This window comes from Micromonospora sp. NPDC005806, assembly GCF_042871425.1.
Classification (GTDB): domain Bacteria; phylum Actinomycetota; class Actinomycetes; order Mycobacteriales; family Micromonosporaceae; genus Micromonospora.
The window spans coordinates 74,072-95,979 of record NZ_JBIAIL010000012.1 but is presented as its reverse complement, the minus strand read 5'-3'; the positions used below and the strand labels follow the sequence as shown (position 1 = coordinate 95,979).

Sequence of the window (21,908 nt, the reverse complement as noted above, 5' to 3'; positions counted from 1 at the left end):
GATGACAGCGATCGCCGAGGTGTCCGCCGTGCCGGACCTGGCCGCCCTGCAGCAGCGCGCCGCGCAGCGCGCGGCCGAACGGGCCGGTGGCCGGGACCGGTTGCGCGGGCACATCGTCTGCGACGGCCTGGTCCGCATCTTCAAGACCGAGGGGGTGGAGGTGGTCGCCCTCCAGGGCCTCGACCTGGTCATCGACCGGGGCGAGCTGGTGGCGATCGTCGGCGCCTCCGGGTCCGGCAAGTCGACCCTGCTGAACATTCTCTCCGGGCTGGACACCCCCACCGCCGGCATCGCCCGGGTCGCCGATTACGACCTGCTCGCCCTGTCGAACCGGCGCCGGCTCGCCTACCGCCGCCAGGTGGTCGGCTTCGTCTGGCAGCAGACCGGCCGGAACCTGCTGCCGTACCTGACCGCGCTGGAGAACGTGGAGCTGCCGATGAAACTCGCCGGCGGGCGGTCCCGCCGGGCGCGGCGGGACCGGGCCCGGCAGCTGCTCGACCTGGTTGGAGTCGGCTACTGCGCGGACCGGAAGCCCGGCCAGATGAGCGGCGGCGAGCAGCAGCGCTGCGCGGTGGCCGTGGCGGTGGCCAACGACCCGGAGGTGCTCTTCGCCGACGAGCCGACCGGCGAGCTGGACGAGGCGACCGGCGCCGAGGTCTTCGCCGCGCTGCGGACCATCAACGCCGAGCTGGGCGTCACCATCGTGGTGGTCACCCACGACCCCGCCGTGGCGGGCCAGGTCCGCCGGACCGTCGCCATCCGCGACGGCCGGACCTCCTCCGAGGTACGCCGCACCGCCCGGGTCGGGGCCGACGGCAGCACCGAGCTGGTCAGCGAGGAGTACGCGGTGCTCGACCGGACCGGTCGGATGCAGCTGCCGGCGTCCTTCGTGGACGCCCTGTCCCTGCGCGACCGGGTCCGGCTCAACCTGGAACCCGAACATGTCGAGGTGCGGCCCGGCGACCGGGCGCACGCCGAGGAGAGTGAGTCATGACCGAGCAGCTGTCCGTGGCGCCGACCCGGGTCGTCACCACCGAGGCGGTGGTCCGGGTCGAGCGGGTGAGCCGCACCTTCGGCAAGGGCGAGCACGCCGTGCACGCCGTGCGGGACGTCTCCTTCGCCGCCGGCCGGGGCGAGCTGGTCGTCGTCCGGGGTCGCTCGGGCGCCGGCAAGACCACCCTGCTCAACCTCGTCGGCGGGCTGGACCGGCCGGACACCGGCCGGGTCCGGGTGGCCGGGCACGACGTGACCGCCGCGAGCGAGCGGGAGCTGCTCGCGCTGCGCCGCGGCACCGTCGGGTTCGTCTTCCAGACCTTCGGTCTCGTGCCGATCCTGTCGGCGGCGGAGAACGTCGGGGTGCCGCTGCGGCTGGCCAAGGTGCCGGCCGCGGAGCGGGAGCAGCGGGTGGCCGTGCTGCTGGAGCTGGTCGGGCTGGGCGGGCACGCCGCGCAGCGCCCGTACGAGCTCTCCGGCGGGCAGCAGCAGCGGGTGGCGGTGGCCCGGGCCCTGGCGAACGAGCCGGACCTGCTGATCGCCGACGAGCCGACCGGCCAGCTCGACTCGGAGACCGGCCGCTCCATCATGGACCTGCTCCGGGCCGTGGTGCACGCCCGGGGCATGACCGCCCTGGTGGCCACCCACGACCCCGCCCTCATCGAGATGGCCGACCGCACCCTCACTCTCCGCGACGGCCACCTGGTCGACTGATCCCCCCGCCTCGTCGATCATGAGGTGACGTGACCCCGACCTCATGATCGACGGCGGGGGAGCGATCAGTCGCGGCAGCGGCGGCGGTGGTAGGCGAGGGTGAGCACCAGGAGGAGGGGGCCCCAGAGGAGCAGGGGCGAGTAGCAGGCCAGCAGGAGGACGAGGCCGGACGGCGTGAAGCCCAGATCGCCGCCCCGGACGGCGCCGCCCCAGGCGGCGTACCCCCAGATCAGGATGAGCGCGACGGCGCCGGCGGTGGCGACGGTGACCGCGAACGACGGCGGCACCCGGCGCCCGCCCAGCAGTGGCAGCCGGCGGGGGAAAACCTCACCCCACGGGCGGACCAGGCCGAGCGCGAGCAGCGCCAGTGCCTCCGCCACCAGGCTCAGCGAGACGATGTAGACGCGCTCGCCGAGCCCGGGGCGGAGCGACGCGCTGTGCTCGGACAGGCCGAGCGGCACCCCGGCGACCAGGGCGATCCGCCACAGGCCGGAGGGAAGGGTGAGCAGCGGGATGAGGTGCGCGACGCGGACCGCCCAGGCGGGCGCGGGACGGCCGTCCCGGGGATGGGCGACGGTCGGTGCGACGGCGGTGGTCATGCGGACTCCGTTCGGTGGGCTGCCCCGTCAGCCTCCGCACCGGGCCGGCGGCGGCCGTCCCGCCCGCCGGGGAATCGGCTCCCCATGACGGGGGAGACCGCGTCAGAGGGCCAGCTTCATCCCTTCGTGGCTGGCCACGAAGCCGAGGTTGCGGTAGAAGCGGTGCGCGTCGGCGCGCGTCTTGTCGGTGGTGAGTTGCACCAGCGCGCAGCCCCGCTCGCGGGCCCGGTCGATCGCCCAGGTCATCATCTCCCGGCCCAGGCCTCGGCCGCGCAGGTCGGAGCGGACCCGGACCGACTCGATCAGCGACCGTTCGGCGCCGTGCCGGCCCAGCCCCGGGATGTACGTGATCTGCATGCAGCCGACCAGCTCACCCGCGGCCTCCGCGACCACCAGGTGGTTGCGCGGGTCGGCGTCGATGTCCGCGAACGCCTTCTCGTACGCCGCGTCCACCTCGGTGAAGTCGCGGGCCTTGCCCAGCACGTCGTCGGCGAGCAGGGCGATGACGGCAGGCAGGTCCGCCCGGACCGCCTCCCGGAAGATCACGTCGGTCATGCCGGCAGCCTGACACAGTGGCGTCCGACGATGTGCCGGCGTGGGTTGCCGGCACCCGGCAGCATGTCGGCCATGGACGTCCTGCTGCCGTTCCGGTGGATCTACCGGGGTCTCGTCTGGTTCGCCAACTCGCCCCGCACGCTGATCGCCTCGTACCTGCTGATGATCGTGGTGGCGGGCGTCATCTACAGCCAGGTGGAGCACAAGAACGCCGCGGACTCGGTCTGGTGGGCGGTGGTGACCGCCTCCACCGTCGGGTACGGCGACATCTCGCCGACCACCTTCGCGGGGCGGTTCCTCGCCGCGTTGCTCATCTCCACCATGGTCCTCCTGGTCATCCCGCTGATCACCGCGCACTTCGCCAGCCGGCTGATCGTCGACGACGACGCCTTCGAGCACGCCGAGCAGGAGGAGCTGAAGGCCGACGTGCGCCGGCTGCGGGCGCTGGTGGAGGAGATGGCCGCCCGGCAGGGCATCGAGGTGCCCGAGTCGCCCCGCCCCGAACCGCTGAACGCGCCGGGCAGCGCGGTCCCGGTCTGGGAGCGGTCCACCCGGCCGGGCCGGCCTCGCCGGCGGCGCTGACCCTCAGTGGGACGCCCCCGCCGGCCGGCGCACCGTCACCGGGCGGGGCAGCGCAACCCTTCCCGGGGGGCGGTGAGCGAGATCAGGTACGCGTCGACGGCCGCGGTCACGCAGGCGGTCTGCGGGTACGCGGTGTGCCCCTCACCCTCCCACGTGAGCACCCGCCCGACGCCCAGCATCGAGGCCAGCGCGGCGGTCTGCTCGTAGGGGGTTGCCGGGTCGCCGGTGGTGCCGACCACCACGATCGGTGGCGCGCCGACCGCCTTGCCGGTCGGGTACGGGTCCCGCCCGCCCGGCCACTGAACGCAGCCGAGCATCCCCACGGCCAGCGACGGACCGAAGAGCGGGTACTTCTGCCGCCACTGCGACTGGAGCTGTCGGATCTGCTCGCGGGTCGGCTTCTCCGTCTCGTCCGCGCAGTTCACCGCCATGTTCGCGTCGAAGAGGTTGGTGTAGTGCCCGTCCTCCTCACGGCCGGCGTACGCGTCGGCGAGCTTGAACACCCCGGTCGGGTCGCCGCCCTGCAGCGAGTCGATCGCCCGGGCCAGCTCCTGCCAGCCCGACTCGGTGTAGAGGGAGGAGATGACCGCGTAGAACACCCAGCCCGCGGTGGCCTCCCGGCCGTCCTTGCCGCGTACCGGGGAGACCCTGGCCTTGTCGATGGCGGCGGTGACCGCGCCCCGGGCGTCCGGCGCGATCGGGCAGCGGCCGGCGTTCGCCGCGCACCACCGGTCGAAGTTGTCGAAGGCCCGCTCGAAGCCCTTCGCCTGGCTCTCCGACCCGGCGATCAGCTTCTGCTGCGGGTCCACCGCGCCGTCGAGGACCAGGGCCCGTACCCGCTGCGGGTAGAGCTGTGCGTACACCGCGCCGAGCAGGGTGCCGTACGAGTAGCCGAGGTAGGTGAGCTTCTCGTCGCCGACCGCCGCGCGCACCGCGTCCATGTCCCGGGCGGCCTGCTCGGTGCCGTAGAGCGGGAGCTGGTCGCCGTACTTGGCGCCGCACCGCTGCCCGACCCGCTTGTTGAGGTCGACGAAGCCGTCGAACGACGCCTGGCTCTCCGGATCGGGGTCGTAGCCGAAGCTGGCGTCCAGGTCGGCGTCCGGGATGCACTTCACCGGGCTGGACCGGGCCACCCCGCGCGGGTCGAACCCGACGATGTCGAAGCGGTCGGTAACCGCGGCCGGCAGCCCGCCGAACCCCGAGCCGAACGAGAGGTAGACGGCGGTGTCCACCCCGGAGGCGCCCGGACCGCCGGGGTTGACCAGCAGCGACCCGATCCGGTCGTGCTGCCGGTTCGACCGGATCCGGATCAGCGCGATCTCGAAGGTCTCCCCGGTGCCGGGCCCGGCCGTCGCGCCCGTCGCCGCGCCGGCGCCCCAGTTCCGGCGTACGGCGATCCGGGCGCACTCGTAGCGCATGCCCGGCGCGCCCCGGCCGACCAGCTCGTCGGGGACCTCCGGACAGGCACGCCAGGTCGGGGTGGTGCCCGGGGCGGCCGCCTCGCCCCGGCCCTCGGTCCGCGGGGCGATCGCCGGCAGGGTGCAGCCGGCGGTGAGCAGCACCGCGGCGGCGAACCCGGCCAGGGCGGGCCGCACCCGGCGGATCCGGTCGGAGAAGCGGGTCACGTCGGAGCCTTCCATGATCGTGTCGACGGCCACGCTATGCCCGGCCGCGCGCGCCACCGACGGTCACCGCCGGATCCCCGCGCAGCACCTGGTCCACGTCGTAGCGGATCGGGCGCTCCAGCTGGTCGTACGTGCAGGAGCGGGGGTCCCGGTCGGGGCGCCAGCGGACGAACTGGGCGGTGTGCCGCAGCCGCTCGCCCTCCATCGCGTCGTAGCCGACCTCGGCGACCAGCTCCGGGCGCAGCGGCTCCCACTCGAGGTTGCGGGTGCCGGTCCACCGGCTCACCCCGCCCGGGATGCGCTGCCCCCGCTCGTGGTCGCCGTGCACCCACGGGTGGTCACCGTCCACGTCGCGGTACGGCTCCAGCTCCGCCAGCAGCTCCTTGCGGCGGGCCGCGGTGAACGAGGAGCTGACCCCGATGTGGTGCAGCACGCCGGCGTCGTCGTAGAGGCCGAGCAGCAGCGAGCCGACCACCGGGCCGGACTTGTGCCAGCGGAAGCCGGCCACCACCACGTCGGCGGTGCGAGCGTGCTTGACCTTGAACATCAGCCGCTTGCCCGGCTCGTACGGCAGGTCGGCCGGCTTGACGATCAGGCCGTCCAGCCCGGCCCCCTCGAACACCTCGAACCAGCGTCGGGCCGTCTCCGGATCGGTGGTCACCTGGGTGACGTGCACCGGCGGGCGGACCGTCGCCAGCGCCTGCTCCAGCCGGGCCCGGCGCTGCGGGTAGGGCTGGGCGGTGAGCAGCTCGTCGTCGAGGGCGAGCAGGTCGAAGGCGACGAAGTCGGCCGGGGTGGTCTCGGCGAGCAGCTTCACCCGGGAGGCGGCCGGGTGGATCCGCTGGGCGAGCAGCTCGAAGTCGAGCCTCGGCTGGCCGCCGGGTCCGTCCCGGCGGATCACGATCAGCTCGCCGTCGACCGCGCACCTCGGCGGGAGCTGACGGCGCGCCTGTTCGACCACCTCCGGGAAGTAGCGGGTCATCGTCTTGCCGCCCCGGCTGGCCAGCTCGACCTCGTCGCCGTCGCGGAAGATGATGCAGCGGAATCCGTCCCACTTCGGCTCGTACGTCATCCCGGGGGCGGTGGGGAGTTGGGGCACGCTCTTGGCCAGCATCGGCTCGACCGGCGGATTGATCGGCAGGTCCACGGCGACCAGTCAATCAGACGCCACCGACGGTCGTGAGGCGGATCACCGGCGGTGCCGGGCGGCGTGTCCCGGCCGCGACCCCTTCGTCACCCCCGACCGGATGGCGAAACCGCAGGTCAGCGCTACCGTTCGCGGCGTGCCGGAGTGGATCTGCGGGTGCTGCGGGCGCTGGCGGGTGAGCGTGGAGCTGATCCGCGGGCGGTACCGCTACCGGCTGGTGCACCGCTACCGTCCCGAGCACGGCGGCGGCGCCAACGTCGTCGGCGAGGTGGCCTCGGTGGCCGAGCTGGAGGAGCTGCTCCGGCGGCACGCCCCGGTCGGTCTGGCCGACCTCCGCGAGGCCGCGTAGCGACCGCCGGCCGGCGAACGGCGGTCACCCGGCCCGGCCGTACGCTGGCGGTGTCCCGCACCCCGAAAGGCGGCCGCCGTGCCCGAGCTGACGTACCCCGAGGTGGGGGCGACCCGCGACGGACGCCTGCCGGCCGGCTACCACCACCTGCGCCACCGGGTCCGGCTGCCGGACGGCTGCTTCCCGACGGCGGCGGACGCGGTGCTCGGCTGGCGGCTGCACCGGGCGGCGGGGGTGGCGATGCGCACCGGGGCGCCGCGCGCGGACGCGGGCGTGCGGGTCACGCCGGGGCTCGGCGTCGGGCCGCTGCGGATCTGGGGCCCCACCGAGGTGGTCTGGGCGGTGGACGAGCCGGACCGGGCCGGATTCGCCTACGGCACGCTGTCCGGGCATCCCGAGGTCGGCGAGGAGGCGTTCCTGGTGCGGCGGGCGGCCGACGGCGTCTTCTTCGAGGTGACCGCGTTCAGCCGTCCGGCCGGGTGGTACGTGCGTGCGGCCGGGCCGGTCGCCCGGGCCGTCCAGCGGGCGTACGCCTGGTGGCTGGGGCGCACGCTGCGTCGGCTCTGCGCGACTCAGTAGCGCGCGAAGCGTCGGCTCTGCGCGGCTCAGTAGCGCGCGAACGAGCGGATCGTCGCCCGGGGACCGTACCGCGGCGCCTGGATGCCGGCGGCCTCCAGGAGCAGGCAGACCCGGCCGCGGTGGCCCCGGAACGGCTCCAGCAGGTCGAGCATCCGGGCGTCGTCGCCGCGCGGTTCGCCGGCGAGGGCCCAGGCCACTGTGTTGGGGATGTGGTAGTCGCCGACGCTGACCGCGTCCGGGTCGCCGTACGCGATCCGGACCACCTCGGCGGCGGTCCACGGGCCGATGCCGGGGATCGCGGTGAGCCGGCGGGTGGCCTCGGTGGTGTCGGCGCAGCGTTCCAGCCGGTCCGCGACGGCGGCCGCGCGGCGCAGCGTGTCGGCCCGGCGCTGCTCCACGCCGAACGGATGGAAGGCCCAGTACGGGGTGGCCGCCACGGCCGCCGCGGTGGGCGGCAGCAGCAGCGGTTGCAGCGGCCCGGGTGCCGGCTCCCGGAAGTGCCGGACGGTCGCCGCGTACGCCCGGTACGCCTCCTTGCCGGTGACCTTCTGTTCCAGCACGGCCCGCAACACCCGGGGGAAGACCTGCCCGGTGGTCGGCATCCGCAGCCCGTGGTGCTCCCGGGCCAGCCGGGCCACCAGCGGGTGCGCCGCCGCGAGCTCGGCGAAGCCGGTGAGGTCGTCGCGGAGCCCGGCCACCGCGTCGGCCCGTTCGACCACCTGCTCGGCGCCCGGGCCGTACCCCTCGGCGACCAGTTCGCCAGCGGCGGGGCGCAGCGCGAGGGTGGCCGGTCCGGCCGGGGTGCGGGTGGCCCACCAGAAGGTGCCGGCGGCGACCCGGGCACATGGGTCGTACGGGCTGAAGGTGAGCCCGCGGACCGACGCGGCGAGTCGGTAGCCGGCCGGAGGGCGCAGCGTCCGGCGGGCGGCGGGGGAGGTCACCCCGCCACTCTGCCATGCAGGTCCGCCGTGACGGGCGACACCGCCGACGCGCCGGGGCGTGGGCAGCCCGCCGGCCCGGGCCGGGCGGATCCGCGGCGCCGGCCCGGGGCGGGCCGGCGCCGCGCCGGGACGCGGGGCGCTGCCGGTTACGCCGGCGTCCAGGTCACGACGGTGGCCGGCCGCGCCCTCCCCGGCTACGACCGGCCACCGCGTCCATGCGCGGCGTGGGATCAGTACGAGTACCCCGAGCCGCCGCCGTCCGAGCCGCCGGAGGCCGGCGGGGCGACCGCCTTCGGGGTGCCGCTGGGCAGGCAGGTCAGGTTCTTCCTGCCGTTCGCGTCGACCACGAACCAGGTGCCGCCGACGCCCTGGCCCTTCCACTGACCGGGCTTCTTGTCACCGATGTAGCGGTAGACCGGCCAGCCCCCGATGGTGATCTGCCGGGTGCCGTCCTGTCGGGTGACCGTGCCGACCTTGTCGTCGGAGACGCCCTGGAGCTGCGGGTTGCCGTCGGTCAGTGCGGGCGGCCAGACCTGGGCGCACTTGGCCACGCAGTTGGACTGCGGCGGGTCGGCCGAATCCTTGTCGAAGCGGTAGAGGACCCAACCGTCCTGGTCGGTCACGACCTGGCCCATCCGGGGCAGCCTCTTGCCGACGAGTTGGTCGGTGAGCTTCACGTCGGCCGGCGGCGCGGCCTGCTCGTTGGCGGGGGCGTCCGCGGTCGCGGAGGCCTCCGGTTCGGCCGTCGCGGTGGGTTCGGCCGCGGCGACGGCGACCGGCTCGGCCGCGCTCGAGTTCGCCCCGTTGTAGCCCGCTGGGGCGCAGGCCGTTAGTGCGACCATCGCGCTCGCGACGATGACGGTCGTCCGCTTCAGGTGTGCCACGTGCCCTCCTCAATCTTGGCAGTTCGCCGAGTAGTACGGGCGGCGCGTTGTCAAGGTTGAAGAGGAAAGGGTGCTCCATTTCACAGTGGACTGGTTGAACCGATCCCGCCCCCGGTGCGTATGGGAGCACGTCGGGGTGCGACGGGTCCGGGCACGCCGAAAGGGCGCCGGGCGGTGTCGCTGCCCGGCGCCGGAGCCCGGCGGATCAGAGGTCGGCCACCGTCACCAGCGGGCTGGCGATGCCGTTCACGTCGACCGACTGCACCTGGATCTTCTCGATGTCGTCCCGACCGGCCGAGGTGGAGGCGGTCAGCTCCAGCGGAAGCTGGTTGGTGCTCGTCCCGTAGCCGCCGCCCGGCACCGACCAGGTGGAGACCACCTCGCTGGTCGAGTTCTTCCGGACGATGACCAGCCGGCAGGTGCGCGGCCCGGGCAGCCGGGTGAGCTGGAGGTCGATCCGCGTGCCGTACTCCTTGGCGCTCAGCCACATGGTGGTCTTCACCCCGGTGCCCGGGTCGACCGCGTTGTGCTTCTCGCCCTCCTGCTCGTTGCCGCCGATGCCCGGGTCGTTCGGGTCGGTGGGCACGCTGCTCGGCGGGGTGACCGGCACGGTCGCCGTCGGCTCGGCCAGCGGGGCCGGCGGGCCGTCGTCGCCGAAGACGGTGGCGAAGCCGACCCCGGTCAGGCCGCCGAAGACCACCACGGCCGCCGCGGTGGCGAGGATCTGCCGCATCCGGGTCCGCCGGCGGTCCAGCCGGACCGCGACCAGGGTCCGGTCCAGCAGGGCGGGATCCGTATGGGTCTGCTCCAGCGCGGTCATCGTCTCGCCGTCGATGCCGGAGAGCAGCCCCACCACCGGGACCATCGTCTCCAGCTCCGCGGCGCACGCCCAGCAGGTGGCGAGGTGCTCCTCGAACCGCTCCGCGTCCTGCGGGTCCAGCACGCCGAGCGCGTACGCCGCGACGTCCAGGTGATCCGCCCGGCTCATCCCGTCACCCCCCTCTCCTGCAGAGCCGTGCGCAGCGCGCGCAGCGCGTAGTAGACGCGCGACTTCGCGGTGCCGAGTGGAAGGCCCAGCTCCTCGGCCGCCTCGGGCACGGTACGTCCCCGGAAATAGGTCGCCACCAGGATCTCCCGATGCGACTGGCTCAGCGTACGCAGCGCGTCCGCCACGGTCATCGTGCGCAGCACCCGGTCGGTGCTGTCCGCCTCGGCGAACGCGGTGAGGTCCCGGTCGTACGTCTCGGCCGGCCGGGCCTGCTCGCTGCGATGCTCGTCGATGGCGATGCGCCGGGCCACCGTCACCAGCCACGGGCGCAACGAACCCTGCCCCTGGACGCCCAGCCGGTGCGCGTTGCGCCAGGCCCGCAGCAGGGTCTCCTGCACGATGTCCTCGGCGCGCTGCCGGTCCCCGCCGGTCAGCCGCATCACGAACATCAGCAGCGGCCCGGCGTGCTCGGCGTACAACAGCCGGATCAGCTGGTCGGAATGACTGGCCTCGGTAGACGCCGCCTGGTGGCGCCCGGGCGCCGGTCGCGGCGTCACCGGGTCATTCTGGCGACCCGCGGAGTGGGCGTCGACCCCCCGGCCCGACCGGGACGCGCGCGACTGGGACTGCGCTCGGGCGAACATCCACTCGGGCCTCGCCACCTCGCCGTGCCAGCCGGCCGCCACCGCATGCATGCAGACCTCCGGTGTCCAATGACATCAGCCGGCCCCCACGGGCGTGGCCGCCCGGTGATACGGAGCGGTCCGCCGGACGGATCAACGACCCACGGAGAAAATTCCGGGCGGTGGTGGGGTGGAGTCGGTGGCGTCGGCGTCCCGGACCACCGGGGCGCCACCGGCGAACCGGTCCAGCTCGTCGCCGGCCAGCACCCGGCCCGGAAACCAGTCGCCGGCCGCCCGCCGGGACAGCTCCGCCACCGGCGGTTCGACCCGGGACGCGACCAGCACCAGATTGCCGTAGCGGCGCCCGCGCAGCACCGCCGCGTCGCTGACCAGGCAGGCCCGGGGCAGCACCGCCCGGACCGTGGCGACCTGGGCGCGGGCGTGCCGCAGCGGCGGGCCGTCGGCGACGTTCGCCAGGTAGAACCCGTCGGGACGGAGCACCCGGGCCACCTCGGCGGCGTACTCCACCGAGGTCAGGTGGGCCGGGGTGCGGGCGCCGGCGAAGACGTCCGCGACGACCACGTCGTAGCCGGCGTCCCGACTGGACGTCAGGGTGGCCCGGGCGTCCGCCACCCGCACCCGCAGCCGCGGGTCGGTCGGCCAGGGCAACGCCCGGCGGACCAGCTCCACCAGCGCGCCGTCCACCTCGGACACCCGTTGGGTGGAGCCCGGGCGGGTGACGGAGACGTACCGGGGCAGGGTCAGCGCGCCGCCGCCCAGGTGCAGCACCCGCAGCGGCGTGCCGGCCGGAGCGACCAGGTCGACCGCGGCGGCCAGCCGCCGGACGTACTCGAACTCCAGGTGGGTCGGATCCGTCAGATCCACATGGGACTGCGGGGCGCCGTCCAGCAGCAGCGTCCAGGAACCCGGCCGGTCCGGGTCCGGCACCAGCTCGGCCTGCCCCGTGTCGACCTGCTCGACCCGCCGGTCGGCGCCGCGTCGGCGGCCCATCAGCGCCGGATCCCCCGGGCCGCCGCGGTCAGCACCCGGTGCAGCAGGCGGGCGTCGCCGAGCAGCCCGCGCAGCCGGCGCTCCAGGCCGGCGATCGGGATCAGGTTCTGCGGGGCCCGCGGATCCTTGTACGGGGTGGAGGCGAACCGGGGGAGGGTGACCAGCGACAGGTCGGCCAGCTCGATCGCCTCGGTCTCGGTCAGCTCGGCGGAGCACTCCACCCGCACGATGCCCGCCCACGGCGCGCCGCCGGACACCGGCAGCCGCAGATACCAGGAGTAACCACCCCAGGCGGTGCCCAGCCGGAACACCGGGCAGCGCTGCCCCGGGGTCAGGCCGGTGACCACCGCGGTCAGCCGGGCGTCCAGGTACTGGCTGTGCTGGGTCTTGATGTAGCCCAGGGTGCGCGGCAACTGCCGGCGGCTGCGCAGCGGGCCGTCCACCACCAGCAGATCCCCGTCCGTCCGCGCCGCGTCGGAGACCGCCACCTCCAGCGCGGTCAGCGGCGCCTGCACCGCGGCCGGCAGCTTGCTCAGCTCACCGGTGCCGCCGACCCGGTGCACCGGGTAGCGGATCCGCCCGGCCACCACGTCCTGGGCGGACGGGCTGGCGGTGAACAGCCCCCGGCCCACCTTCGCCCCGGCCAGCTCGGCCGCGCCGCGCTCCAGGTCGCAGCGGACCACGCCGGCGGCGTACGAGGCGGCGATGCCGGGGAACGAGCCGCCGTCGTCCTCGACCGTCCAGACGCTCGCGTCGATCCGGCGTACCCCGTCGACCAGCAGCACCACGTCCGGGGCGGGCACGTCCCGCCGGACGCCGATCGCCCGCCAGTCGGTCGCCGGCAGCTCGACCTCGGCGTCGACCTGGGCGCTGCTCGGCGCCGCCGGGCCGCCCCCGCCGCCCGCCTCGAACGACGCCCCGTACGCCGGGTCCCACGCGTCGACGAAGAGCCGGGGTTGACTCACAGGCCGGTCCGTTCCACGCGGGCCGTGCGGGCATCTTTGCGGACCTCGAAACGGACCGGGATCCGCTCGGCGAGGGCCGGCACGTGGGTGACCACGCCGACCATCCGGTCGCCCCGGGCGGCCAGGTTCTCCAGGGTGGCCGCGACGGTGTCCAGGGTGGCCGCGTCCAGCGTGCCGAAGCCCTCGTCGAGGACGATCGACTCCAGGCTCGCCGCGGTGGTGGACATCCCGGCGAGCTGCTCGGACAGCGCGAGCGCCAGGGCCAGCGACGCCTGGAACGTCTCGCCGCCGGAGAGCGTGCGCACGCCCCGGCGCAGCCCGGCGTCGTGGTGGTCGACGACGAAGAACTCGCCCTTGTCGTGCACCAGGTCGTACTGGCCGTTGGAGAGTTCCCGCAGGATCCGCGAGGCGCCGTCCACCAGCAGATCCAACGCCTCGGCCAGCAGCCAGCGCTCGAAGTTGTTGGCCCGCAGGTGCCCGGCGAGGGCCCGGGCCACCCGGGCCTCCCGCTCGTGGCCGGACCGCTGCTCGCGCAGCTCGGCGGCCTGGTCGCGGCGCTCCGCCAGCCGGCGCAGCTCCGCCTCGGCCCGCTCCACCGCCACCGCGGTGTCCCGCTGCGGGTCGTCGCCCCCGTCCAGCCCCGCCGCGGTGAAGAGCCCCGCGATCCGCTCCGCGACCTCGCCCGCGGCGGCCTCGGCCGCGCCGACCGAGGCGGCCAGCCCGTGGCGGTCGGCGCGCCGCCGGTCGGCCTGCTCGTTCGCCCAGCCGGCCAGGGTCGTCCAGGCGGCGGCCACGTCGTCCCGCTCGGCGGCGGGCGGGCCGAACCGGGCCAGCCCGTCCCGGACGGCGTCGAAGTCGCGCCAGACGCGGCGGAGCCGCTCCTCCGCGCCGTCGAGTGCCCCCCGGGCCCGGCGGGCCGTGTCCCGGCCGGCGCGGACCGCGCCCGCCGCCTCCTCCAACGCGCGGCGCAGCCGGGCGTGCTCGGCCAGCGACTCCCGCAGCGTGTCCGGCGCGGCGGCGTCGGCGAGCTGCCCGTCCAGCTCGGTCAGCCGGGCCCGCAGCTGGTCGTGCTCGGTCCGGGCGCGCAGCAGCACCCGGTCCAGCTCGCGGGCGGCGGCGTCGCGCTCCTGCACCACCCGCTTGGCCGCCTCGCTGGCCGCCCGGGCCGCCTTGCCGGCCGCGACCGCCCGGGCCACCGCCGACTCCTCGGGCACCGCCGGCACCCGGGGGACCACCTGCTCGCAGACCGGGCAGGGGGCGCCGTTGACCAGGTGTGCCCGCAGCGCCACCGCCTGGTCGGTGGCCTTCGCCTCCTCGTGCGCCCGGAACGCCGCGTCCAGCTCCGTCTCGGCCCGCTCGGCCGCCGCCCGGGCCTGCGCGAGCGCCGCGGCCGCCGCGTCGTGCTCGGTCCGCGCCGCGGTCACCGCCGCGCCTACGGCCGTCACCTGGCCGGTCAGCTTCTCCCGGTCGGCGTGCGCCTTGAGCAGCAGCCGCAGCGCGCTCTCGTCGCCGGCCGCGGCCAACTCCCCGCGCAGCTTCTCTTCCCGCTCCTCGGCGAGCCCGACCGCCGCCGCGGCCTCGTCGGCCGCCCCGCGCGCCGCGGCCACCGCCCGGGCCAGCTCGGCGATCCCGTCCGGCGGCCGGACCCCGGCCAGCACGGTCAGCTCCGCGTCGAGCGCCGCGAGGGCCGCCGCCTGCTCGCGCGCCGTGGCCCGGGCCCGGTCCAGCTCCGGTACGGCCGCCGCGACCGCCCCGGCCAGCTCCCGCATCCGGTCGACCCGCTGCTGCGCGCCGGCCAGCGTCGCGTCGTCGACGTCGGCGAGCCCGCCGAGCATCTTGTCGATCGTCTCCAGCCTGGCCTCGGCCTGGCCGGCGCGCTCGGTGGCCCGCTTCTGCACCTCCTCGTAGATGCCCAGCCCGAGCAGGTTGACCAGGATCTGCTGCCGGGTGGCCGGCTTGGCGTGCAAGAAATCGGCGAACTGCCCCTGCGGCAGCACCACGCAGCTGGTGAACTGCTCGTACGGCAGCCCGACCGCCTCCAGCACCGCCTGCTCCATCTCGGCGGGGGTGCCGGCCACCACCTCGCCGAGGTCCTCCGGGCTGAGCCCGGTGTCGAGCTTGGTGACGTCGAACCCGGGCGGCATCAGCTGGAGGCCGGCGTTGGCGGTCTTCACCGTGCCCCGGCCGTCCCGGCGGACCACCCGGGTCGCCACGTAGCGGTCGCCGGCGGACTCGAAGACCAGCCGCACCCGGGCCTCGGTGGCCGACGGCGCCAGGGCGTTGGCCAGGCCGCGGGTGCCGCCCCAGCGGGGCACGGTGCCGTAGAGGGCGAAACAGATGGCGTCGAGCACCGTCGACTTGCCGGAGCCGGTGGGCCCGACCAGCGCGAAGAAGTCCGCGTCGGTGAAGTCGACGGTGGTCTCCTCGCGGAAGACGGTGAAGCCGGCCATGTCCAGGCGCATCGGTCGCATCAGCGGTCAACCTCCTCGAGCAGCTCGTCGAAGAGCTCCTGGACGCCCTCGTCGGCGTGCCCCCGGCTGCCCAGGTAGTCGGCGAAGAGCTCGCGCGGCGACCGGCCGGCCCGCTGGGCGGTGCGGGTGGCGCTGCCGGGGGCGGGCACCAGCTCCGGGTCGATCCGGATCTCCAGCGCCCGGGGCAGCAGCTCCTGCACCTCCTCGCGCAGGCCGGCGCGGGGCTGCTCGCGGACGTAGACCCGCAGCCAGCCCTCGGGGGCGTCGAGCTCGGCGAGCTGGGCCAGAGTGCCCCGGACCGTCCGCAGCGGGGTGGCCCCGGGCACCGGCACCTCGCGGATCTGGGCGGCGGTGGTCGCGGTCACCTCGACGATCGTCACCGAGCCGACGTTCTCCTGCTCGCCGAAGTCGATCGCGAGCGGACTGCCGCTGTAGCGGATCGGGCACGGGCCGATGACCCGCTGCGAGCGGTGCAGGTGGCCCAGCGCCACGTAGTGCGCGTTGCCCGGGAACACGGTGGCCGGCACGGCGTAGCCGAGGACGGTGTGCGCGTCCCGCTCGCCGCCGCCGGTGCTCGCCCCGACCACGGTCAGGTGGGCGGTGACCAGGTGCACCCGGTCCGGCTCGGTGAAGCCCTCGGCGAGCCGGGCGAGGACGCGGCCGAGGTGGTCGGCGTAGGTCTGGTTGGCCTCGGCGGCGGTCAGCTCGTACATCTCCACGGCGCGGACGGCGTACCGCTGGGAGAGGAAGGGCAGCGCGGCCAGCTGCCAGCGCTCGCCGCTGGCGGTGACCCCGTCGATGACGTGCTCGGCCGGGTTGTCCCGGACGCCGCCGCGCAGCGTGATGCCGGCCGCCTCGGCCCAGGGGCGCAGCGCGTCGAGCGCCTGGCCGTTGTCGTGGTTGCCGCCGATCGCCACCACGTCCGCGCCGGTGCGCCGCAGCGCGGTCAGTGCCCGGGTGACCAGCCGGGTCGCCTCCGGGGTGGGCGCGGCGGTGTCGTAGAGGTCGCCCGCCACGATGACCAGGTCGGGCCGCTCGGCCTTCGCGATCTCGATCACCTGGGCGAGCACCTGCTTGTGCTCCTCGGCACGCGACTGCCCCTTGAGGACCTTGCCGACGTGCCAGTCGGAGGTGTGCAGGATCTTCATGGCTCAGGTCACCTCAGAACGGGATGTCGTCGTCGGAGGTGCCGGAGCCCACCACCGCGAACGGGTCGGCCGCCTGGGTGATCGAGCGCAGCGTCTCCGACGGCGCTCGGCCGGCCTCGGAGACCCGGGTGGCCCAGGCCGGGAAGGGGAACTCCAGACAGAGCGGGACCGGGATGTCCGGCTGGTTGACGAACATGGTGCCCGGCTTGGCCAGCAGGGCCCGCTGCCGCTGGGCGGGCGGGAGGAAGCCGTACTCCGGGCGGGACGCCTCGGCCGGGTCGAGCCGGCCGACCACCCGGATGGCCGAGTTGGTCACGATCCGCCGCTCCACCTCGCTGGCCGTCTGCTGCGCGCCGACCAGGATCACGCCGAGCGAGCGACCGCGCTCGGCGATGTCCAGCAGCACCTCCTTGATCGGCGAGGAGCCCTCGCGTGGGGCGTACTTGTTGAGCTCGTCGAGCACGACGAAGAGCAGCGGTTTGGCGGTGCCGGCCTTCTCCTTGCGCTCGAACTCGCTCTTCAGCGTCACGCCGACCACGAAGCGCTGCGCCCGGTCCGGCAGATTGTGCAGGTCGACCACGGTGACCTGGGCGCTCTCGGACGTGTTGATCGAGTGCGGGCGGCGGGTGGCCAGGTCGCCCCGGATCAGCCGGCCCAGGTCCTTCTTGCTGCCGATCAGCCGGCGGGCGAACGCGTTGACCGTGCCCAGGCCGACCGCGCTGCCCGCCCAGTCGCCCCGGGTCTCGTCGTCGTTGAGCTGCTCGACGATGTGGTCGACCAGGTCGGCGTACGAGCCGAGCCGGACCCCGTCGAGGCTCACCCCGCCGTCGGCGGGCTGGGCGTACCGGGCCAGGTGGGCGGCGACCGAGTGGACCACCATCGTGTACTGCTGCCGCTCGTCGTCGGCGTCGGCGAAGACGTAGGGCAGGAGCCGATCGGCGCAGAACTCGCTCAGCGTCCAGTAGAAGCTGTCCACCCCGGTGAGCCGGCTGCTCACGTCCGGCGTGCCGGAGGAGTCGCCGACCCGGGGCGGCGCGTGGACCCGCACGTCGGGGAAGGCGCCCGCGTCCAGCCCGAGCTTCGCGTAGCCGGCCCGGGTGTCGTCGTCGAGCCGGGCGTTGGGGTGGTCGAGGAAGAGCAGGTCCTCGCCCTTGACGTTGAAGATCAGCGCCTTGGCGTTGACCGCGTCGCCGCCGAGCACCCCGGACCGGAAGACCGAGTAGAGCAGGAAGGTGGCGAAGCTGGTCTTGGTGGCCACGCCGGAGATGCCGGAGATGGAGACGTGCGCGCCCCGGGTGCCGTCGAGGAAGTCGGCGTTGAGGTAGACCGGGACGCCGTCCCGGCCCATGCCCATCGGGATGCGCCGCTCCATCCGGTCGAAGTGCAGCGCCCGGGCCCGGGCGTCGCCCTCGGCCCGGTGCACCACGGCGCCCGGGGTGGGCGGCACGTAGAACTCCGGGTCGACCCGGGTGGTGGTGACCTCGGCGGCCTCCTGCACCTGGGCCGGCAGGGTGCCGTCGGCGATGGCGAAGACGTCGGAGTCGAACTGCGCGCCCTCGTGCCGGGCGCGCACCTGGGTGACCACGCCGGCGATGGTCACCGGCTCCCGGTCGGGCAGCTCGCGGCGGGTGACCACCACGTCGTCGAGCTGGAGATAGCTGCCGGGGGCGACGGCGGTCCAGAAGGTGAGCGGGGTGGCGTCGGCGGTGCCGAGCACCCGGCCGACCCCGTCGCCGGGGCCGTCGAGCAGGTCGTCGGTCATCGGCGGTCTCCGGTCGGCTGGTCGTCCCGTTCGCGGCGCACGTGGTGCATCCTGCCCGAGGGATGCGACAGGTTGCCACGCGACGCGGCGGACGCCACCTCCCGGGTCGGTCGGGTTCGCGCAGCGGGGCCGGACGCTGACCCTCCGTACGGCTCGCGGTCCGTGATTCCGGCACGACCCGGCCGGATCCGCGAGATCCTGCAGGGAGCGCTGAGGACCGAGGGCGCGAGGAGCGGCGGTGGAATCGACCCGGACCCGGCTGGCGATGTTGCTCCTCCTCGCCGCGCTGCCGCCGGTGCTGGAGGAGGCGGTGCTGGTCGGCATCGGCTTCATCGGGGCGCGGGCGCTCGCCCCCCAGGCCACCGCGGCCTGGCCGTACGACTCGTACCACGACCTGCGCTGGCTGATGGTCTACCACAACTCGTGGGGACAGTTCCTGTTCGGGCTGCTCGGCGTTGTCGTCGTCCGCGGGTTGCTGTCGGCGGGGCTGACCGCGCTGGCCTGGCCCGCCCAGGCACCGCGTCCCCCGCTCGGCTGGCTGGTTCGGCGGAACCTGCAGGTCGCCGCCCTCGCCGCGGTGATCATCTCGCCGTGGGCCGCGCTCTCGGTCGCCTTCTCGGTGGTCGCGCTCTCCTGGTACCTGCTCGCCTCGCTGATCCCGATGCTGGTGCTCGCCCCGTTCCTGCAACGCGCCGGGGTGACCGGGACCTGGTGGCGGGGTCTGCCCACGATCGAGTTGCTCGGCTGGTCGGCGCTCAACTTCGCGCTGCTCACCCTCGCGGGGGCGGTGATCTCCAGCACCCGGGGCGGGTGGGGCGTCGTGGTGGCCGGCCTGGCCGGGGTGGCGAACGGCCTGCTCTGGCGGCAGACCGTGAAGGCGGCCGTGCTGCCCGCGCGGATTCGCTGGCCACGCGTGCCGGTGGCGCCGGTGGCGATCGGCCTCACCATGGTCGCCGCGGTGGCGGCGCAATGGCTCATCGGTCTCGCGCTCGGCAAGCCGGGGGAGTGGATGCCCCCGGTGGTCAGCGAGCGGCTCCCCGACCGGGTGCCGCACGCGGTGATCGCCATCGCCGGGCACGACTCGAGCTGGAACGGGCGGCCGCCGGTCGATCCACGGGTGGAGCGCTTCTCCTACCAGGGCCTCGACAAGCAGGGCCGTCCGCTGCCGTACGCCCCGGAGGCCACCCACCGGTCCCTGGAATCCAGCGCGGCCCTGCTGGCCGCGCACGTCGAGGCGCTGCACCGGCGCACCGGTCGGCCGGTGGCCCTGCTCGGGTCCAGCGAGGGCGCGATGGTGGCGCGTACCTACCTGGAGAAGTGGGCGAAGCCGACTCCGGTGGACGCGGTGATGCTGTTCAGCCCGCTCATCCGGCCCGGGCGCGCGTACTATCCGCCGCCGGGCCACAGCGGCTGGGGCGTGGCCACGGGCTGGGAGCTGCGCGGGATCTTCTGGCTGGCGAACCTCGGCCGCGAGGTGAAGAGCGGCCCGGATGAGCCCTTCGTGCGGTCGGTCCTGAGCAACGCGCCCTTCTACCGCAACCGCACGCTCTGCCCGGTGCCCGGCGTCCGCATGGTCGCCTTCCTGCCGACGGTCAGCGCGGCGGAGGCGCCGCCCGGCGAGTACAGCCGGGTGCCGGTGTTCCAGCTGCCCGCCTTCCACGGTGGGCTGGTCGGTCGGCGGGCCGCCGAGAACCGGGTGATCGACTTCCTGGCCGGGGGCCGGATCGATCAACCGAGGCGGGAGTACGACCTTTTCCAGCGGCTCGGCTCCGCCTGGCAGGCTCCGTCGCTCGCCCTCGGGCTCAACCCGGTGTGGGCGGCCGAACGGGAGGCCGACCCGGCGTTCACCGGCCGGATCTGCGAGCCCCGCTGAGCGGGACGGCCCGCCCCACGCGGCGGGCTGCCGGGCGCGGCGGCGCCGGAGCGGCAGCCGCACCGCCGCGCCGTTGAGCGCGGCCACCAGGATCGCCCGGACCGGCGCGTACGGGAAGAGCAGCGCGTCCACGGCGATCGCGAGCGCCGCGCAGCCGACGGCGATCCCGGTCGTGCCACGCCGACCGGAGTCCGCCACGGTGTTGGCGCAGGCGGACCCAGTCGAAAAATCTTGGCCGCGGGTCGTGACAGACAAGGGCCCGGTGGCGCAAGAATGTGCAACAGCACATCGAGGATCTTTCCTACATCGATGCCTTGTGCGCCGCCGTGCCCGCGCCACCCGCGCGGGCGCGGCCGATCCGTCGCGCCCACCCACCGGCGGGTCACCCGTCGGTCGGTACCCCCCCGACCGGCAGTCCTAGTGAAGGTAGGAGCTTCATGCGTCGTACCACCCTCCTCGGCGGGCTGGCCACCGCCGCGCTGCTGGCCGCCGCCGGCAGCCTGCCCACCACCGCCTCCGCCGCCCCCGTTTCCGGTGACGCGTTCACCCGCGCGGTGGCCCAGCTCAAGGCCCACCCGGGCAGCGCCCTCGTCGCCGACGGCCAGTCGTTCACCCTCCGGAACGTCGCCACCGACGCCAACGGCACCGAGCACGTCCGGCTCAACCGCTACCAGGACGGCCTCCCCGTCCTCGGTGGCGACACCGTCGTCCACCTCGGCAAGGGCAACACCTGGAAGGGTGCCAGCCAGAGCCTCGCGGTGGCCCCGACCCGGGGCGCCAAGGCCCGGATCAGCGCCGCGGCCGCCGGTCGCACCGCGCTCGCCACCTCGACCGCCGCGACCCGGCGGGTCGACGGCAGCCAGCTCGTGTACGACGCCGACGCCACCGGCACCGCGCTCGCCTACCAGGTCGTCGTGGGTGGCGCGTACGCCGACGGCACCCCGAGCGAGCTGCACGTGCTCGTCGACGCCACCATCGGCAAGGTGCGCGACTCGTGGGAGGGCGTGCAGCGCGACGGCGTCGGCAACACCTTCCACTCCGGCACGGTGACCGTGGGCAGCCTCCTCTCCGGCGGCACCTACCAGCTCGCCGACGCCACCCGGGGCGGCCACAAGACGTACGACCTGAACGGCGGCACCACCGGCACCGGGACCCTGGTCACCAGCGCCTCGAACGTCTTCGGCGACGGCACCCTCGCCAACCGCCAGACCGCCGCGGCCGACGCCGCCTACGGCGCGCAGGAGACCTGGGACTTCTACCAGGCCACGTTCGGCCGCAACGGCATCCGCAACGACGGCGTCGGCGCGTACAGCCGGGTGCACTACAGCACCAACTACGCCAACGCGTTCTGGAGCGACTCCTGCTTCTGCATGACCTACGGCGACGGCGGCTCCGGCTGGTACCCGCTGACCTCGCTGGACGTCGCCGGGCACGAGATGAGCCACGGCGTCACCAGCAACACCGCCGGCCTGCGCTACAGCGGTGAGTCCGGCGGTCTCAACGAGGCCACCAGCGACATCTTCGGCACCCTGGTCGAGTTCTACGCGAACAACGCCAAGGACCCGGGCGACTACCTGATCGGCGAGAAGCTGCGCACCAGCGGCGCCCCGCTGCGCTACATGGACAAGCCCTCCAAGGACGGCTCCTCCGCCGACTGCTGGAGCAGGTCCGTCGGCCGGCTGGACGTGCACTACTCCTCCGGCGTGGCGAACCACTTCTTCTACCTGCTCGCCGTGGGCAGCGGCTCCTCGTCGTACGGCAACAGCCCGACCTGCAACGGCAGCACGGTGACCGGCATCGGCAACGCCAAGGCCGGCGCCATCTGGTACCGCGCGCTCACCACCTACATGACCTCGCGGACCGACTACGCCGGTGCCCGCACCGCGACCCTGTCGGCCGCCGCCGACCTGTACGGCGCCGGCAGCGTCGAGTACAACACCGTGGCCGCCGCCTGGTCGGCCGTCTCGGTCAACTGATCGCCTGATCCGGCGTCGGCGGACTCCTCCGCCGCCGGCGTCGGAACGCAGCGCCTCGCGACGGCGGGCGCGGGTGTGCCGCACGGCATCCCGCGCCCGCCGTCGTGCCGGGCCCCTGCCCGG

The 21,908-nt window shown here is 74.7% G+C and carries 20 protein-coding genes; 7 read left to right on the top strand and 13 right to left on the bottom strand.

The window, feature by feature from the left end; translation table 11 throughout:
• Position 1: 1 nt before the first annotated feature.
• A complete protein-coding gene (locus tag ACFYOS_RS15415; protein ID WP_387140863.1) occupies positions 2 to 994 on the top strand; it encodes an ABC transporter ATP-binding protein in 993 nt (330 codons plus the stop codon).
• On the top strand, positions 991 to 1,707 hold the full coding sequence (locus tag ACFYOS_RS15410; protein WP_387140860.1) for an ABC transporter ATP-binding protein: 717 nt from the start codon (positions 991 to 993) through the stop codon (positions 1,705 to 1,707). Before ACFYOS_RS15415 ends, ACFYOS_RS15410 begins: the two co-directional genes overlap by 4 nt.
• 65 nt (positions 1,708 to 1,772) lie before the next feature.
• Here the strand turns inward: ACFYOS_RS15410 and ACFYOS_RS15405 are convergent, their stop codons facing one another.
• Both ACFYOS_RS15405 and ACFYOS_RS15400 read right to left on the bottom strand, forming a co-directional pair.
• Positions 1,773 to 2,306, bottom strand: coding sequence for a hypothetical protein (locus tag ACFYOS_RS15405; RefSeq protein ID WP_387140857.1), 534 nt, complete (start codon positions 2,304 to 2,306; stop codon positions 1,773 to 1,775).
• 102 nt (positions 2,307 to 2,408) lie between these two features.
• Complete coding sequence (locus ACFYOS_RS15400; RefSeq protein ID WP_387140855.1) at positions 2,409 to 2,861, bottom strand: GNAT family N-acetyltransferase; 453 nt, start codon at positions 2,859 to 2,861, stop codon at positions 2,409 to 2,411.
• 72 nt (positions 2,862 to 2,933) lie between these two features.
• Here ACFYOS_RS15400 and ACFYOS_RS15395 point away from each other — a divergent pair, with 72 nt between their 5' ends.
• A complete protein-coding gene (locus ACFYOS_RS15395) occupies positions 2,934 to 3,443 on the top strand; it encodes a potassium channel family protein (protein WP_387140852.1) in 510 nt (169 codons plus the stop codon).
• Between the two features lie 35 nt (positions 3,444 to 3,478).
• Here the strand turns inward: ACFYOS_RS15395 and ACFYOS_RS15390 are convergent, their stop codons facing one another.
• Both ACFYOS_RS15390 and ACFYOS_RS15385 read right to left on the bottom strand, forming a co-directional pair.
• Entirely contained in the window at positions 3,479 to 5,083 is a 1,605-nt protein-coding gene (locus ACFYOS_RS15390; RefSeq protein ID WP_387141086.1) for an alpha/beta hydrolase, read from the bottom strand.
• A 19-nt stretch (positions 5,084 to 5,102) separates the two neighbouring features.
• Complete coding sequence (locus ACFYOS_RS15385) at positions 5,103 to 6,215, bottom strand: ATP-dependent DNA ligase (protein ID WP_387140850.1); 1,113 nt, start codon at positions 6,213 to 6,215, stop codon at positions 5,103 to 5,105.
• Between the two features lie 136 nt (positions 6,216 to 6,351).
• On the opposite strand from ACFYOS_RS15385, the gene ACFYOS_RS15380 reads away from it, so the two are divergent.
• Both ACFYOS_RS15380 and ACFYOS_RS15375 read left to right on the top strand, forming a co-directional pair.
• Positions 6,352 to 6,564 carry a hypothetical protein gene (locus ACFYOS_RS15380; RefSeq protein WP_387140847.1) on the top strand — a complete coding sequence of 71 codons (213 nt, stop codon included), beginning with the start codon at positions 6,352 to 6,354 and terminating at the stop codon, positions 6,562 to 6,564.
• 78 nt (positions 6,565 to 6,642) lie between these two features.
• A complete protein-coding gene (locus ACFYOS_RS15375) occupies positions 6,643 to 7,143 on the top strand; it encodes a DUF1990 family protein (RefSeq protein ID WP_387140844.1) in 501 nt (166 codons plus the stop codon).
• 26 nt (positions 7,144 to 7,169) lie between these two features.
• Here the strand turns inward: ACFYOS_RS15375 and ACFYOS_RS15370 are convergent, their stop codons facing one another.
• From ACFYOS_RS15370 to ACFYOS_RS15330, 9 genes are all read right to left on the bottom strand, one after another.
• Positions 7,170 to 8,084, bottom strand: coding sequence for a DNA-3-methyladenine glycosylase family protein (locus tag ACFYOS_RS15370; protein WP_387140841.1), 915 nt, complete (start codon positions 8,082 to 8,084; stop codon positions 7,170 to 7,172).
• Between the two features lie 230 nt (positions 8,085 to 8,314).
• Positions 8,315 to 8,968 (bottom strand): hypothetical protein, encoded by a 654-nt coding sequence (locus ACFYOS_RS15365; RefSeq protein ID WP_387140838.1) that lies wholly within the window; start codon positions 8,966 to 8,968, stop codon positions 8,315 to 8,317.
• 205 nt (positions 8,969 to 9,173) lie between these two features.
• Positions 9,174 to 9,956 (bottom strand): anti-sigma factor family protein, encoded by a 783-nt coding sequence (locus ACFYOS_RS15360; RefSeq protein WP_387140835.1) that lies wholly within the window; start codon positions 9,954 to 9,956, stop codon positions 9,174 to 9,176.
• The gene (locus ACFYOS_RS15355; protein ID WP_387140832.1) at positions 9,953 to 10,651 is read right to left on the bottom strand and encodes a sigma-70 family RNA polymerase sigma factor; all 699 of its coding nucleotides are present in this window, start codon (positions 10,649 to 10,651) and stop codon (positions 9,953 to 9,955) included. The genes ACFYOS_RS15360 and ACFYOS_RS15355 overlap by 4 nt, the downstream gene beginning before the upstream one ends.
• Before the next feature lie 81 nt (positions 10,652 to 10,732).
• Complete coding sequence (locus tag ACFYOS_RS15350; protein WP_387140829.1) at positions 10,733 to 11,590, bottom strand: spermidine synthase; 858 nt, start codon at positions 11,588 to 11,590, stop codon at positions 10,733 to 10,735.
• Entirely contained in the window at positions 11,590 to 12,555 is a 966-nt protein-coding gene (locus tag ACFYOS_RS15345; RefSeq protein ID WP_387140826.1) for a hypothetical protein, read from the bottom strand. The genes ACFYOS_RS15350 and ACFYOS_RS15345 overlap by 1 nt, the downstream gene beginning before the upstream one ends.
• Positions 12,552 to 15,026, bottom strand: a complete 2,475-nt coding sequence (locus tag ACFYOS_RS15340; protein ID WP_387140823.1) for an AAA family ATPase — start codon at positions 15,024 to 15,026, stop codon at positions 12,552 to 12,554. Before ACFYOS_RS15340 ends, ACFYOS_RS15345 begins: the two co-directional genes overlap by 4 nt.
• On the bottom strand, positions 15,026 to 16,174 hold the full coding sequence (locus tag ACFYOS_RS15335) for an exonuclease SbcCD subunit D (RefSeq protein ID WP_387140820.1): 1,149 nt from the start codon (positions 16,172 to 16,174) through the stop codon (positions 15,026 to 15,028). Before ACFYOS_RS15335 ends, ACFYOS_RS15340 begins: the two co-directional genes overlap by 1 nt.
• A 13-nt stretch (positions 16,175 to 16,187) precedes the next feature.
• A complete protein-coding gene (locus ACFYOS_RS15330; RefSeq protein WP_387140817.1) occupies positions 16,188 to 17,936 on the bottom strand; it encodes an ATP-binding protein in 1,749 nt (582 codons plus the stop codon).
• Between the two features lie 265 nt (positions 17,937 to 18,201).
• Here ACFYOS_RS15330 and ACFYOS_RS15325 point away from each other — a divergent pair, with 265 nt between their 5' ends.
• The gene (locus ACFYOS_RS15325) at positions 18,202 to 19,809 is read left to right on the top strand and encodes a hypothetical protein (RefSeq protein ID WP_387141084.1); all 1,608 of its coding nucleotides are present in this window, start codon (positions 18,202 to 18,204) and stop codon (positions 19,807 to 19,809) included.
• Positions 19,810 to 20,246: 437 nt separating this feature from the next.
• Entirely contained in the window at positions 20,247 to 21,785 is a 1,539-nt protein-coding gene (locus tag ACFYOS_RS15320; protein ID WP_387140814.1) for a M4 family metallopeptidase, read from the top strand.
• Positions 21,786 to 21,908: the final 123 nt, after the last annotated feature.

Excerpts from the sequence above, each read along its gene's own strand:
- ACFYOS_RS15400 (WP_387140855.1), bottom strand. The coding sequence starts at position 2,861 with ATGACCGACGTGATCTTCCGGGAGGCGGTCCGGGCGGACCTGCCTGCC.
- ACFYOS_RS15410 (WP_387140860.1), top strand. The coding sequence starts at position 991 with ATGACCGAGCAGCTGTCCGTGGCGCCGACCCGGGTCGTCACCACCGAG.
- ACFYOS_RS15395 (WP_387140852.1), top strand. The coding sequence starts at position 2,934 with ATGGACGTCCTGCTGCCGTTCCGGTGGATCTACCGGGGTCTCGTCTGG.
- ACFYOS_RS15320 (WP_387140814.1), top strand. The coding sequence starts at position 20,247 with ATGCGTCGTACCACCCTCCTCGGCGGGCTGGCCACCGCCGCGCTGCTG.
- ACFYOS_RS15355 (WP_387140832.1), bottom strand. The coding sequence starts at position 10,651 with ATGCATGCGGTGGCGGCCGGCTGGCACGGCGAGGTGGCGAGGCCCGAG.
- ACFYOS_RS15415 (WP_387140863.1), top strand. The coding sequence starts at position 2 with ATGACAGCGATCGCCGAGGTGTCCGCCGTGCCGGACCTGGCCGCCCTG.
- ACFYOS_RS15340 (WP_387140823.1), bottom strand. The coding sequence starts at position 15,026 with ATGCGACCGATGCGCCTGGACATGGCCGGCTTCACCGTCTTCCGCGAG.
- ACFYOS_RS15325 (WP_387141084.1), top strand. The coding sequence starts at position 18,202 with ATGTTGCTCCTCCTCGCCGCGCTGCCGCCGGTGCTGGAGGAGGCGGTG.
- ACFYOS_RS15335 (WP_387140820.1), bottom strand. The coding sequence starts at position 16,174 with ATGAAGATCCTGCACACCTCCGACTGGCACGTCGGCAAGGTCCTCAAG.
- ACFYOS_RS15405 (WP_387140857.1), bottom strand. The coding sequence starts at position 2,306 with ATGACCACCGCCGTCGCACCGACCGTCGCCCATCCCCGGGACGGCCGT.
- ACFYOS_RS15390 (WP_387141086.1), bottom strand. The coding sequence starts at position 5,083 with ATGGAAGGCTCCGACGTGACCCGCTTCTCCGACCGGATCCGCCGGGTG.
- ACFYOS_RS15350 (WP_387140829.1), bottom strand. The coding sequence starts at position 11,590 with ATGGGCCGCCGACGCGGCGCCGACCGGCGGGTCGAGCAGGTCGACACG.
- ACFYOS_RS15360 (WP_387140835.1), bottom strand. The coding sequence starts at position 9,956 with ATGAGCCGGGCGGATCACCTGGACGTCGCGGCGTACGCGCTCGGCGTG.
- ACFYOS_RS15330 (WP_387140817.1), bottom strand. The coding sequence starts at position 17,936 with ATGACCGACGACCTGCTCGACGGCCCCGGCGACGGGGTCGGCCGGGTG.